The sequence below is a fragment of the Ktedonobacter racemifer DSM 44963 genome, assembly GCF_000178855.1.
GTDB classification, from domain to species: Bacteria; Chloroflexota; Ktedonobacteria; order Ktedonobacterales; family Ktedonobacteraceae; genus Ktedonobacter; species Ktedonobacter racemifer.
Window position 1 is genome coordinate 1,852,387 of sequence record NZ_ADVG01000002.1, and the last position, 14,072, is coordinate 1,866,458.

12 protein-coding genes are annotated in these 14,072 nt (G+C 54.0%); 7 read left to right on the forward strand and 5 right to left on the reverse strand.

All coding sequences use genetic code 11. From position 1 onward, the window contains the following. Positions 1-3: 3 nt before the first annotated feature. On the forward strand, positions 4-888 hold the full coding sequence (locus KRAC_RS24320) for a hypothetical protein (RefSeq protein WP_007911704.1): 885 nt from the start codon (positions 4-6) through the stop codon (positions 886-888). Between the two features lie 54 nt (positions 889-942). Here KRAC_RS24320 and KRAC_RS24325 read toward each other — a convergent pair whose 3' ends face one another. Further along, positions 943-2,061 (reverse strand): tetratricopeptide repeat protein, encoded by a 1,119-nt coding sequence (locus KRAC_RS24325; protein ID WP_007911706.1) that lies wholly within the window; start codon positions 2,059-2,061, stop codon positions 943-945. Between the two features lie 458 nt (positions 2,062-2,519). Here KRAC_RS24325 and KRAC_RS24330 point away from each other — a divergent pair, with 458 nt between their 5' ends. Next, complete coding sequence (locus KRAC_RS24330; protein WP_007911707.1) at positions 2,520-3,557, forward strand: gluconeogenesis factor YvcK family protein; 1,038 nt, start codon at positions 2,520-2,522, stop codon at positions 3,555-3,557. Between the two features lie 92 nt (positions 3,558-3,649). Here KRAC_RS24330 and KRAC_RS24335 read toward each other — a convergent pair whose 3' ends face one another. The 3 genes from KRAC_RS24335 to KRAC_RS24345 all read right to left on the reverse strand — a co-directional run bounded on the left by KRAC_RS24335 (position 3,650) and on the right by KRAC_RS24345 (position 6,667). Beyond that, positions 3,650-3,943, reverse strand: coding sequence for a GYD domain-containing protein (locus KRAC_RS24335; RefSeq protein WP_007911714.1), 294 nt, complete (start codon positions 3,941-3,943; stop codon positions 3,650-3,652). 181 nt (positions 3,944-4,124) lie between these two features. Then, positions 4,125-5,576 carry a gamma-glutamylcyclotransferase family protein gene (locus KRAC_RS24340; RefSeq protein ID WP_007911716.1) on the reverse strand — a complete coding sequence of 484 codons (1,452 nt, stop codon included), beginning with the start codon at positions 5,574-5,576 and terminating at the stop codon, positions 4,125-4,127. Between the two features lie 170 nt (positions 5,577-5,746). Beyond that, positions 5,747-6,667: an eIF2B alpha/beta/delta subunit family protein gene (locus KRAC_RS24345; RefSeq protein ID WP_007911724.1), complete on the reverse strand. Its 921-nt coding sequence runs from the start codon at positions 6,665-6,667 to the stop codon at positions 5,747-5,749. Positions 6,668-6,936: 269 nt separating this feature from the next. On the opposite strand from KRAC_RS24345, the gene KRAC_RS24350 reads away from it, so the two are divergent. Together KRAC_RS24350 and KRAC_RS70260 are read left to right on the forward strand one after the other, a co-directional pair. Continuing rightward, positions 6,937-8,115 carry a thiolase family protein gene (locus KRAC_RS24350; RefSeq protein ID WP_007911726.1) on the forward strand — a complete coding sequence of 393 codons (1,179 nt, stop codon included), beginning with the start codon at positions 6,937-6,939 and terminating at the stop codon, positions 8,113-8,115. Positions 8,116-8,360: 245 nt separating this feature from the next. Beyond that, entirely contained in the window at positions 8,361-8,690 is a 330-nt protein-coding gene (locus tag KRAC_RS70260) for a DUF5522 domain-containing protein (RefSeq protein ID WP_007911728.1), read from the forward strand. Between the two features lie 122 nt (positions 8,691-8,812). On the opposite strand, the gene KRAC_RS62380 is transcribed toward KRAC_RS70260, so the two are convergent. After that, positions 8,813-9,826, reverse strand: a complete 1,014-nt coding sequence (locus tag KRAC_RS62380; RefSeq protein WP_007911730.1) for a CHAP domain-containing protein — start codon at positions 9,824-9,826, stop codon at positions 8,813-8,815. Between the two features lie 431 nt (positions 9,827-10,257). Between KRAC_RS62380 and KRAC_RS24365 the strand changes: the two genes are divergently transcribed. From KRAC_RS24365 to KRAC_RS24375, 3 genes are all read left to right on the forward strand, one after another. Then, on the forward strand, positions 10,258-11,511 hold the full coding sequence (locus KRAC_RS24365; RefSeq protein ID WP_169460938.1) for a S53 family peptidase: 1,254 nt from the start codon (positions 10,258-10,260) through the stop codon (positions 11,509-11,511). 8 nt (positions 11,512-11,519) lie between these two features. Further along, entirely contained in the window at positions 11,520-12,848 is a 1,329-nt protein-coding gene (locus KRAC_RS24370) for a S53 family peptidase (RefSeq protein WP_007911734.1), read from the forward strand. Positions 12,849-13,000: 152 nt separating this feature from the next. Beyond that, a complete protein-coding gene (locus KRAC_RS24375) occupies positions 13,001-14,032 on the forward strand; it encodes a DUF2207 family protein (RefSeq protein WP_007911736.1) in 1,032 nt (343 codons plus the stop codon). The last annotated feature ends 40 nt before the right edge of the window (positions 14,033-14,072 follow it).

Genomic DNA, 14,072 nt, shown 5'->3' on the forward strand with positions numbered 1-14,072 from the left:
CTGATGAGAAAGCGCAGCTTATTAGCACGACTACGCACTAACGGATTCTACTACCTGGTGAGTTCGCTCCTCCTGCTGGTAGCAATTCCGCTCTACCAGGTGCTGGTGCTGAACCCCACTGGCTTTAGCGATACTCGTACCATGGGTCATCTCAACGATTATCTCTTCTGGCTGGGCAACCACACGCCACTCTTTGTTATTTATCGCGGCTTGCTCGCTATTGCCTTCGCCATTCTCTTCACCATGCCTTATACGCTCTATCGCATTATTGTAGCGCAAGAAATCCTGGGCCGCTCGCCCGATGAAGAGAGTATTGCCGAAGCCGAGATAGAGCTAGAAGAAAATGAAGAGCTAGAAGAGCTCGCTGAAGAAGAGACCGAAGCCAACGAAATTGAGCCTGAAGAAGAGACAACAGAAGAGAACACGATGCCTGAATTTGCCTGGCGAGGCAAGGGCTTCGCGATCATTGCGGTCTGGACGGGAACGGCTGGAATCGTTTTATTTGTGCTTGGAACCGTCCTGGGGACCATTTATCTCCTGAACGCCAGCCATGGTTTTATGCAAACGGGAGAGGCCCCCGTCAACATAGGGACGTTTGATGCCATCTTTACCATTACGACCAATACCGTTAGCATTGGCCTGATTGCCATCAGTTCCATGTTCTTTGGTGCTATGATTGCCCGCGCAGGTAAGCGCCTCTGGCCTGGCAACTGGCTCTGGTTTAGCTATATGGCCCTGGCGGTCGCAGCACTGCTGAGCGGAAGCGCGGTTGGCGTCGCCAGCGCGCCTTCGACGGGACAGGCCACGCTGACCACCTTCGCCATTCTGCTCTTTGGCATATGGAACCTCTGGCATAGCATCATGCTGCTACGCCTGAAGGCTGAGTAGAGAAGCTCGAAACGTCATGCGCCGCTGACGCGGCGCATGACGTTTCGAGCTTCTCTACTCCTGCAAGACCTTAAAGCCCGAGCGCCAGCACAATAACGCCTCTTCTTCACGCCCCAGCATCTCTAACGTTTGCGCCAGTAAGCTGTAGAGATTTGCCATCTCCTGATGCGCCTGGATGCGCTTCAAACCCTCAAGTGCCTGCTTAAAATAAGTGACTGTGGTCTCCAGCAGGCTCTTCTGTGCCTCACTCTCCATATGCATCGCTTCCTCGCAGCTCACCCTTCCCATTGCCACGTAGACCTTACTCTGCATGGCAGGATTGCTCAGTTGCTCGACATGCGCCATAGCGAGCTGGCTATAGTGCCTGGCCTCCTCTAATCTGCACTCAGCCAGGCATAATTCAGCTAGCAGGGCATGATTAGTGGTTAGCAATAGGAGATCTTGCATCTCCTGCGCCGTCTGTAACGCCTGAGTATAGTGCTCGCGCGCTTTACGATACTTTTCGAGATGGAAGCAGATCTGTCCAAGTGCTTGATGCAATGAGGCGCTCTGCTGATGATCAGAGTGTTGCTGATAGAGAAGCAGGGATGCTTGCCCGGCTTCATAGGCTTGCTCATGCGCGCTAATAGCCTGGTAGGCTTCACAAAGGCCATGATACACCCGAGCGGGCATTTCCGTTTCCTGGTAATGCTGGCAGAGCTTGAGCGTCTCAGTAAAGCTCTGGAGCGCGGCCTGGGGTTGCCCCTTCAAGAGATCGGCCATTCCCAGCGAATAACGCGCTTGCATCCGCACCTTGGGCAGGTGAATCCGCCGGACATGCAATACTTTTAAACACGTGGAGAGGTGCAGCGAGGCATCCTCATAGAACGCCAGGTGATTGGCTACCAGTCCCAGAACAAGCAAGAAAAACGCGATACGTTCTCGCTCTAACTGAATAGTACGACCGAACTCTTGCGTTTGGGCATCTAGCATTGGCGAGAGCATACGCTCAGCCTCGTCCCATTGCTTGCCCAGCACATAGGCCCAACCTGAGAGATAGGCAACTTCCTGTTGCTGCTTGTCATCCTGGGAGACACAGTCCTGCAAGATCTCAAACACACTCTCGTGTTGCCCTTGTTCTAACTGTAGATGAGCGCGATACAATATTAACTGCTTATCCAGGCGATTCGTCATGAGCGCCTCTCTTCTACACAAAAATATGTGAAATTATAACACACTTCTATGCGAAGGAGTAAGTATTTTCTAACGAAAGACTACAATAAAAGGGGGTAATAAAATACAAACGGGAGATCTTACATCTCTAACACCGCGCCCACAAAGTGATAGAGAGATTCCCGTTACACACAGTATAATCTAATATTTACTTTTACACAAGAACGTAGGACTTACAGTATCTACACCGATTCTGCATTTACCTGGCTGCTGCTTCCTTGCAGGACGTCAGGGGCCGTGATAGACTGAGGAGCAAGTATACAGACTGACACATAGAGGCCCACATAGACAGAAACACGCAACTCACTTCCTCCGCAAGCGAGGAATCAGCATAGAAACCGGATAGTATAACCATGTATACAGACGATACACAGCAACCAGAAGAGAATGCTGCAAGAACCAGCCCCAGGAGACGAGCGATGCAAGGCTATTATCAATTGGGAGATCGTTTTGAAGGGCGGCGGGTTGTAACGATTGGGGGAGGATCAGGCACCTTCTCCATGTTATCCCACCTAAAAAAATACCCTTTCAATATCACCGCGATTGTGACCATGTCCGACAGTGGTGGCAGTTCGCGTATGCTTATGGACGAGTTTCACCGGCAACTTCCTCTGGGCGATCTCCGCCAGTCCCTGGTAGCGCTGGCGCGTCATGGTGCCCTCTGGCGTGAAGTCTTCATGCATCGTTTTGAGCGAGATGACGAGGGAACGCAGGAACAGGCCAAGGGAGGGGTCAGTGGTCATAGCCTGGGAAACCTGATTATCAAAGGCTTGCAAGATATCAACGGCGGCAACCTATTACTCGCAATTGAAGACACCCAGGAGTTACTGGGGACAGCGGGCAATGTCGTACCAGTTACCCTCGACCCGACCACGCTCTGCGCCGACCTGGAAGATGGAAGCACCATCTGTAGTGAGACGGTCATCGACACACGAGGCAAGAAGAATCTCACCGACCTCTCTCCTATTCATCGCTTGCGCCTCATGCCTGAGAACGTGGCGGGCTGCCCCCAGGCCATTCGCGCCATTCGCCGGGCAGACACCATCATTATTGGTCCGGGCGACCTCTATACCAGCCTCCTCCCCAATCTGCTGGTGCCTGATATTGCCAAAGCCATTCGTGAGTCGGAAGCCGAGAAGGTCTATGCTTGCAACCTAATGACCAAGCATGGAGAAACAGATGGCTATAAGGCCTCAGATTTTGTCAATGAAATTCATCGCTACCTGGGAGCGCGCGTCGACCGGGTTATCGTCAATACCGGAACCTTTTCTCCAGACCTGCGCGCCAAATATTTGGAGGAGCGAAGCGAGCCAGTGAGCGTCGATCACAATCGGCTTAGCAAACTAGTACCCAATATAACCACTGAGCAGCTCAACTTCGAGGGTGACACCCTGGCGCGCCATGATCCTGAACGCCTGGTACGCGCCATCTTCCAGGGTCCAGACCTTCACGAGTAGAGCAAGTGCATAAGAGGAGAGGCACCTCTTTGTCCTCTCCTCGCGGACTCAGAAGACGTGTTGCTAACACATGCATCTCCCGTCAATCACGTTTAATAGAGGCCACGCACAATCTGTTCAAACTCCTCACGAGGGAAAGCCCGCATGGTCTGCGTGTGCATGCTACCCTGAGCAATGGTACCTAAGATGAGGCGCGTAGTGGTCTGATCGTCTGGCGCCTCGGTGATGACGATATAATCATACTGTCCCATCGCTAGATAAAAACCAACAAGCCTCCCTCCGACCTCCCGCACAGCTGTCTCGAAGGCATGGAGACGCTCAGGGACACTTCTGGCCTCCTGAAAACCTTGCTCAGTCAAATTCACCAGGCTAATATACGTGGGCATGCCGCTCCCTCCATGTGCATTATTTGTATACTAAAGCCCAAATAGAGTGAGAGCCATATTCGCCAAAACTATCTTCTTCATGTTTCATTGTACTCCCCAATAGGCCATACAAACACAGGTACGACAAGACCAGCATTCCACGACCCATCGGGAGCTATACGCGAATTCGCCTTGGATCGCGCTACCGCAGACGCCTGATGTGAAACAGCTTATACTCACACAAACCGGCCAGGGCCGCGCACAAAAACGCGATATCGGGATGCGTCGTCAGCACCCCCTCAAACTGGAAGAGACCGCTATCCAGAAACAGATATACAAGGAGGCCCAACACAGCCCCAATAAATGGACGCGCAAACCAGGTAATAATTACGACCATAGAATCCTGGCGCATAGTGAGCAATGCCATCGAGCGCTGAGACAATCGGCCAAGCGAAATAAGGCAGCTTATACAGCCCCCCAACAGGCCGTATACAAACACCAGCCAGGGAACCCCTAACAGGGTCGCATTATCGACAAGAAACGCGCTTCCCGGGCTAAAACCGCGACAGAAGGCACAGAAAAGCACACCTAGAAAGAGCGCCGAGAGATACCAGGCAAAACCCACAAACCAGGATGCCATCTGCGGAGGCTGGGGCATTCTGGCTTGCGAGGAGGGGGGGACCGAGGAATAGAGACTCGGCGATGCCGCAGAGAAGGGAACGGTCTGTGAGTGGAGTTTTGTCACTGGGAGAGGCACACCCAGAAACGAGCGCTCAGATGGACGCTCTGGCATGCTCACTGGCGCCGCAAGTGGTAGCAGATAGGTATTGAGATAGGCTTCGGGTAGCTTCTGACGCTGTGCAATGGCGGCGACGCGCTGCACAAACGCCGCACCGACCGGGTGTGACGAGGGCGAAAATACACGCAGTTGCTGGCGCACTCGCTCGGTTGCAATGTAGATAATACAGGATACATCGCGGCCACGATACGTCTCATGGACTGTGGCTTTGACTGGATGAAAGAGTTGATGAGGCGGAACGGCTCCATGGGCCGCGTCCAAGGGCGAAGGCGCACTGCTACTACGCAGGGTCAGGCTCCGTGGAACACGATAGAGTACGCCCCAGACCTCGCTCTCTCTGCCAGAACCCGGAACGACTGTCGCGATGGTCCGACCATTGCCTTCCCCATTGTTCCCATCGCCAGGAGTCATACCAAAGAGAATATGATAGCCCTTGAGTACCGCGGGTCCGTAGAGCAAGGCCTGCCCATTCAGTCCCTCTGGACTATTGAGCATCGTTGCATCCATTTCCAACGCATACTCAAAGAGCCAGACAAACTCCTGGTTATCTTCCATAACCGATGCCGTTTGCTCATGTGCTCCAGGCGCGGGTTGTGGGCTAAGAGGAGTCTGCTCATCCAGGGGAGCCATCTCTTCGGGAAGCGGAGGCGCTCCCGGCGCACTGGCGGGAAACAGTGACGAGAGAGGAAGCCCTGCGGGCAGTCTCTGCTCTGAAATAATAAAGCCAGGCCCGACCTTGAGCGGTCGTGGTGTATTACTACGAATGATCGAGATTGTCTCCGCATTCTCTGGCTTGAGTTGATGTTCTTCCTGAATAGCCTCGGCTTTCTCCGGCGGCTTTTGTGGGTTCTCCACAGCACTCTCCTTCATCCACATCCCCATCTCTACAAAGTGCATACTATAATTGCGCGATAAATAACATACCAAAATAAGTGGCGTTCTGTATATCAGAATACAGCTATCTCCTTATTTTACCAAATAGATAGGACTACAGGAGTAGCTGAAAAAAAGGTACGTCACAAGCTCTATCTCTGCTCAAGCATGTGGATGGCCTGCTGCGTCTCGTGAGCAATGCTGGCGATCTCTGGCACGGTTAAGCTACCACGCTCCGTCAGCCAGGCACGAACCAGGTTTGCAGGCGTCACATCGAAGTAATAATTACGCACCGTCACCCCGATTGGAGGCTGATCCCAGACCTCGCTGGCCTCTTTCTCCTCCAATAAATGTGCTCTCTCCGCAAATTGCGCCGGGTCACCGCTCCAACGCCGGGACGAAATCTTCAGGGTTTCACATAACACGTACAAAGGCACCTGGTACCCCTGAGCAGCCCAGGCCAGCAAGGCGGTTCCAGCTTTATTCAACACGGTGCCATCCGCCAGGAGACTATCCGCGCCAACCACCACACACTGGCATTGGGGGAGAAAAATCGCGGCCTGGGCGTCGGTTAGCAAGGTCACCTGAATGTTCGCCAGAGCCAGTTGCTGCGCCATCGTTCGCCCTTCATAGCGTGGACGCCCCTCCAGCACATAGACCTGCTCGACGCGCTCACGACATGCCGCCAACGCCTCAACCAATGTATGCGAGAGGCTACACGTCAGTACATTTCCATGGAGAACTGGTCGTGCATGCTCTACAATCTGCTTGATAGCCGCGTCATACGCTTCCAGAAAGTCTGTCGCCTTCTGCGCGATAACCGCAACGTCAGTCTCTGGCCCATGGGTAGAGCATAGGACACGGCTGACCGCGCTGGGCAAGGCCGACATCGCGGGCCGCGCAAATGCCAGCCTGCGCCCCACCGCAAAGAGCGTCTCCACCTGCTGCTGCGGGTTTGCAGACTGCTCCATAGCCAGATTGCGCAGCAGGAGCACCGCTTCACGCACCAACCAGCGTGAGCCATGGTCCCGGTCTCCTACAATCTGTTCAGCTCGCTCAAAAAACTGTTGCATATCTTCCTCCCACTATGCTCACGGCAAATATACATAAATCCCCATCTATCGGTCACCTCAGTATAGCAAACCGACCCTCATCTCCAGCAAAGTAGATCGCATTTGTGTTATTGTATATTTGAAGTCCGAGAAGCATTGCTCTCTCTTCTATGCATCTTATTTTTGCCCGTAGAGCGTACCATCATCCAGTCTCGCCCTTGCCATACACAAAAGCGTCGAAGGCTGGTCCATTTTGTTCTGTGCAATGTAGCACACAGGAGGATGCGTTCATGACCATTCAGGCGTCACGAGATGCAGTTATCGTTGAAGCCATCCGTACTCCCATTGGAAGACGCAATGGGCAGCTCAAGGATTGGCACCCCGTTGATTTGCTGGGACATGTGCTTGCCTCACTCATCGAGCGCACCCGGCTCGATAGTTCACTTATTGAGGATGTCATTGTTGGCTGCGTTAGCCAGGTTGGAGAGCAAAGCTTGAATGTCGCACGTAACGCGGCGCTGGCGGCAGGCTTTCCCGAGAGTGTTCCTGGTACTACGGTTGATAGACAGTGTGGCTCCAGCCAGCAGGCCATTCACTTCGCGGCCCAGGGCGTCATAAGCGGTGCCTATGATATCGTCATCGCGGGTGGTGTCGAATCCATGACCAGGGTACCTATGGGGTCCTCCAGCCAGGGACCAGGAGCACCCTTTGGCCCCCAAATGAACGCGCGCTATGATAATAAGCTCGTTCACCAGGGCATTAGTGCTGACCTGATTGCACAAAAATGGGAGCTTTCGCGCGCAGAGTTAGATGCGTATAGTCTTGAAAGCCACCGGAGAGCGGCACGAGCCACAGCCGAAGGCTACTTCACCTCACAAATCGTTCCGGTACCCGTGCACCAGGCCGATGGCACAACCGCTCTTTTTAGCAAGGATGAAGGCATTCGCGCCGATACCAGCCTGGAGAAACTGGCGAGCTTACAGCCAGCCTTCCAGACCAATGGACGTATCACCGCGGGGAACTCCTCCCAGATTAGCGATGGCGCCTCCGCCGTCCTCATCATGGAACGTAGTGTGGCCGAGCGCCTGGGCTATACGCCACGCGCGCGCTTCGTCGCCTTCTCCCTCGCGGGCGACAATCCCATCTACATGCTTACCGCGCCCATTCCCGCCACGCGTAAAGTGCTGGCGAAAGCCAGCCTGACTCTGGATGAGATGGACCTGGTGGAAATTAATGAGGCCTTTGCCAGCGTTGTCCTGGCATGGCAACGCGAGACCGGGGCCAGCCTGGATAAGGTCAATGTCAATGGAGGTGCGATTGCCGTAGGTCATCCCCTGGGAGCCTCAGGCGCGCGCCTGACCACCGTCTTGCTGCACGAGTTAGAGCGCCGCCAGGGTCGCTATGGTCTCCAGACGATCTGCGAGGGTGGCGGGATGGCCAACGCCATGATCATTGAGCGCCTCTCCTGATCCCCTTCAGACAATATCTATACAGAAGGGAGCTAGCACACCTGATGATAGAAACGATGGGTGTACTAGCTCCCTCTTTTCTATCGCTATGCCAGCACAAAATGTACTTCACCATGCCCCATTAGCCCACCCTCGCGCATCCTGGTTGTGAATCAGTGCTACAATACGAAACAATGATGCATGGTGCCACGTATATGAAGCGAGTAACCAACCGACCAGAATAATAGACAAGGATAGACGCGCCCATGACCACATATAATACCGATGATTGGATCGTTACAGAGGAGGGTTTATATATTGCGACACGCGATTTTTTGATCCGTCGCGGCTATTGCTGCGCGAGTCGTTGTCGCAACTGCCCGTATATCAACTGGCGCGAAGATCCTACCTGGAAACCCATCCCGGCAGAACACGTCCGGCGTATGCGCGTCGCCCCACGTTCCCTGGCTGCTGCTCGCTTCCTTCTCAAGCAACATGAGGCGGCCCTGGCACGAGACCCGGAAACCAACCTCAATTACCATCAACGCATGGTCACCCACTATCGCGGCCTACTAGAGCACTGGCAGGAGCTCTAAGAACAGAATAGAAGATGTGCAGTGCGCTGGCAGCCTGTGGCTGCCAGCACACTGCACATCTTCTCCCCTGGCGAGCACCATAGGTGCGAGAAGTTAGAGCAAAAACATGTATATGAGATTACTTATACGGTGACGAAAGAGACACCTGAGCCAGGATAGGAGAAATCCCAGTAGGAGAGAATGCCAAAGCCGCCACCGGCCGCGTACCAGTTATAGTTACTGGTATGCACCGTTCCATTGGCATTTATCGACTCAACAATTGCGACGTGGCCATAGCCACCTGCCCCTTGTACGCCGGGTTGTAGGACAATAATGGAGCCAACAGTTGGCATCGAAGAGACCTTCCAACCATAGGCGCGAGCCTGACCAGCCCACTCCCAGGCATTCCCATACCAGGGCACCCAGACGCCATGCAATTGGTGAAAGCGGTAGGCCGCCCAATAGGTACACTGACCCTGGAAGAAGTGATTACTCGTGCCATCTCCAAGCGTTGGACCTGTATTGGTCACGCCCGCATATGTTTTGTTTCCCGGATCAAAGCCATCCTGCGTTACCGCTGTAGCTGTAGCCGCCTGCGCAGGCAACGAGGCGCTATTGTCGCCTTTATTATCAAAGAGATTACTCAGGGATTTGGCAATGCCATTCGGACCTATCTGCGCGGGAGCCTGGGTCGCACTGACCGCCAATAGGGTACCTGCCATAATACAAATTAACAGCGCGGTGACTGCGATATGCACTACCATGCGCCTCCCCTTAGGGGGTCGCATACCAGTTGAAGGCTTGCCAGAACCCGCGATGACGACCGGGACGCGCAGGGCCGTGGTATTGCTCTTGGTGACCGAAAACTGGCCAGTCCTGCTCTGCACATCAAGAGAGAGCTGACGCGTCGCGCGAGGATTGACACCTGTATCAAATAAGGCACCGCTAGCTTGTGGGGTAGGCATAGACCCGGTCTGAAAATAGGGAGCCTCACTGGGTGCAAAGAAGTCTCTTGAATACTCATCCGTTGAAGCGGGACACTCGGGGAAAGCGGCTTGCTCTACATACGGTTCATTCCTTGCGCTGTTTGACAAGAATGAGCTGTTATCGTTGCGCTGTTGCGTAAACTTCTCTGATTTCTGATCCGTAGACGACATACAATATTTCCTTCACTCTTCAAAACGCGCTGTTTTTTTCATTACCCAATATCCCAGCCCTTCAGCATCTTTTTTGACTTTACCCGAGTATCTCCATAAGGGTCAAGTTGACTTCGTATATGTAGGCATATAGTCCTAATACCTGCTAGCTTCTCAACCATAAGCTAAAACTTAGCAAATGCATGGAAATCCTCTAAAAAAACGCTTATAGAAAGACAGATAGAGTCACAAGAGAGGGAAGCGCGCTGAGGGCGGGTCAAGCTAAAGGTTGTAGGATATAATAAGAGGGGTGGTCAATTTTTTTATACGTGGCAAGGTTTTCAGGAAGTGAGTACTCAAAAACAATGATTTTCCGCGTGCGTCGCTACATACTGTTCTTGTTTCTCGTCTTCTTATTAGCAGCATGTACAACTACTGGTTTCTCAAAAAGTATGGATGGAGGGACCGCGACAGCTAGTTCTCAGCCATCAGCGGTACCAGGCTTTGCAGACCAGGCCATCACCACCTGTCCGGCAGAGCTTGCAAACTATCAAGGATGCCATACCCCCTATACCCTTCGCCAGGCATATGATGTAGAATCTCTTACCAAACAGGGATTCACCGGAAAAGGTCAGACAGTTGTGGTTATTGTCTCCTTTGGCAGTCCCACGCTGCAAAAAGACCTGGATGCTTTCAGCCGGCAATTTGGGCTACCTCAATCCCGTGTGCAAATCCTCTCACCACTAGGAACCGTGCCGTTCAACACACAGGACTCTGACATGGTGGGTTGGGCAACTGAAACAACCCTGGATGTGCAGCTCATCCATGCTATGGCACCCGAGGCCAATATCGTCGTGATGACAAGTCCGGTGAGTGAGACGCAGGGCGTGCAAGGACTGCCCGAGTTTAAGCAACTCGAAGAGTACGCGGTCAACCATCACCTGGGGCAGATATTTTCTCAGAGCTGGGCAGCATCTGAGGCTACTCTTGCCGACCAGGCTGGGCAGCAGCTCATCAAAAGCTACGCGGACTTTTACAAACAAGCAACCCTACAAGATCACTGGACGATCTTTGTGGGGACGGGCGATCAGGGCGCGACCGATTTCGCGGACCTGAACTCAACAAAGCTTGTTAATGCACGCAATGTGACCTTTCCCGCCGACGTTCCCTGGGTAACGGCTGTGGGGGGAACAACCCTTGCCAGCAGTCAAGGGGCAACTATAGAGCACGCCTGGTCTGGAAGCGGGGGCGGCTTTAGCAAATTTTTCGCGCAGCCAGACTATCAGAAAGCCCTGCCTTCATCCGTACAGGCGCAATCTGGGGGACAGCGCGGGTTGCCTGATGTCTCTGCGAATGCCGATCCCTCCACAGGTATGAGCTTCTATTATAACGGGAACTGGTCGCTAACGGGTGGAACCAGCGCGAGCACACCTGTATGGGCGGGACTGATGGCCATCGCCAATCAGCTCGCGGGCCATCCCCTCGGCTTCATCAACCCGACGCTTTATAGCCTGGCCCAGGGGGCGGGAGAGCAACAAAACTTTCATGATGTGACAATTGGATACAATAACAACCAGAGCACCAAAGGTGGAGAGACGGTAAACGTCAAGGGCTTTCAAGCGGTCCCCGGCTGGGACGCGGTCACAGGACTGGGTACTCCAAAGGGTTCTTCTCTGCTTCACAATCTGGCCGCGACCACAAAATAGGAGGAGTCATGCGACTATCTAAACTACGAGGCGCCTGCATATTACTGCTTTTAAGCTTCATGCTGCTCTCCTGTGAGTATCCCGTAAGCACCACGGGTACATCGAATTCAGGGCAGGGCGATACCTCCGCCACGGGAAAAAATCGCTTCACCAACGTGAGTACGACCTGTCCCAAACCACTTGAGCGCATCTCAAGCTGCCTGACGCCCTATAGCATGCGCCAGGTCTACGGCATCCAATCCTTGATCGATCAGGGCTTCACGGGAAAAGGGCAGACGATTATTGATATCGTCTCCTTCGGCAGCCCTACTTTGAAGGCAGACATGGATGTTTTCGACAAAGCGTTTGGCCTCCCACCCGTCAATCTCAAGGTCATTGCGCCTCTTAATATACCCGAGAAGGATCCCCACGGTGACAAAGATGGCTGGGGCGATGAGACCACCCTGGATGTACAGATTATCCATGCCATGGCTCCCGAAGCCAAAATCGTTGTTTTGGTGAGTCCGGTAGCCGAGACCGAGGGCACCTTTGGTCTGCCCGAGTTCCGCGCGCTTGAGCAATATGTGATGGACCACAACCTTGGTTCTATTGTCTCCCAGAGCTGGGGCGCCTCCGAATTAACGCTCAAGGACAGTGCAGGCCAGCAAGAGCTTCAACAATGGGATACCCTCTTACAAAAGGGAACCACTAAGATGGGCATCACCTACTTTAACTCCTCTGGCGACCAGGGCGCGACCGACTACGCGGATGATAACAAGAAGATGGGCAACGTGCCCGCGACCAGTTTTGCCGCCTCCTCTCCCTGGGTAACCGCTGTGGGAGGAACGACAGTAAACCGCAAAGCTGGCAACACAGCCGGAGCAAACGAGCAAGCCTGGAGTGGGAGTGGAGGCGGCTTCAGCCTCTTCTTTAAGATCCCCGATTTTCAGCAGGGCTTGTCAGCCAGTATTCAGCAGCAGCTACAAGGGCGTCGTGGTGTTCCCGATGTCTCAGGCGATGCTGATCCCTATAGTGGCCTGGCCTTCTACCGCAAGGGTAACTGGAATATGGCTGGAGGCACCAGCGCCAGCGCTCCCCTCTGGGCCGCGATCATGGCGCTCGCCAACCAGGCTGCGGGTCACCCGCTGGGCTTTATCAACCCGACACTCTATAAGCTGGCGGCATCTGATCAGTATGACCACCTCTTCAATGATGTCATCCTGGGCAACAATACCAATCAGGGCGCCCGTGTCCGAGGCTATCCCGCCATCAAGGGCTGGGACCCCGTCACCGGCCTGGGCACACCCAAAGCCGATAAACTGGTTCCCGCACTCGTCAAGGCCATGAAAACTTCATAGTCTTACACTTCAACTCACACGCAGAAATGGTGTTATGGTGGCCGGGCTGATGCCCGGCCACCATAACACCATTTCGTTCCGCCTCAAAGCACGCTTGCACTTTAGGACTATGCACGCTATGCTACTCAAAAAGCATTTATTAGGGAAAAAGCATGACAACAAACGCTCTCTGGACACCCATGCTTCTACTGGGCGGCCTGGTCGCCCTGCTTGGCTCGGTGCTAGTCGGATTCTTGGGCTGGAGGTATCGCCGTCGCACCTCGTTGAGTAGCCCTACTCTTACCGAGCCACCCAGGGATCTCTCGCCCGCGCTCAGTGGGATGCTACTGGCGGTCAATCCCAATCCAGGCTGGAAGCAGGTGCTTGCCACGCTTTTTGACCTGGCGCAGAAAGGGGTCCTCAGTTTTGCCGAGGTTCCCCCACCCAAATCTACACAGTATAAAATGTTTGCGCTCAGGAAACAGCCCTACGCAGGTGCACTCTCCGCCTCGGAACAGGGACTCCTTAACGTGCTCTTCGGCATAGAACGAACCGAGCTACCACTCAGTGAACTCTCGAAAGTGTATAAACGCCAGGCCAACGCATTCACCACGCCGCTACGGGCTGAGCTACAGGCGCACGGCTTCCTCGACCCCGAACGCCAGCAGATACGCCAGAGCTTCGGGCGCGGGAGCATGGTGCTCTTCTTGCTCTCCCTGGTAGGCATTATCGCCAGTTTGCTTGTAGGTTCAACTTCGGTCATCTGGCCAATTGTTTTTCCCGCCCTGGGTCTGCTTGCCGTCAGCACGCTATCATTCTTCATTATGTTGTACTACTCTCCCCTGAGTGATCGAGGGGCCGAGGCCGCGCAGGCCAGCCACAGTTTTAGTGACCACTTGCTTGCCATAAGCACGAAGGCACATATGAACGTAGAGCCTGGCCTCTTTGACCGCTACCTGCCCTATGCCACCAGCTATGGCTTACTGCGCCAGTGGGTACGCTGCTTCCAGCGGCAGGAGCCAGCATCCATCCCGGCCTGGTTTACGCACTTTGAAACGGAGCGTGCGGAGAGCTTCAACGCCTTTACCACCGTTATGGTCGCGGCACATACAACAGGGAGCACCGGGAGCGGGACGAGCAGCTATACTGGGACAACAATGAGTGGAAAAGTCGGGGGAGGTACGGCGAGCAAAGGAGCCAGCTAGCTAGCTGGCTTTATAAACGGCGCGTAAGTACATTGTAGGG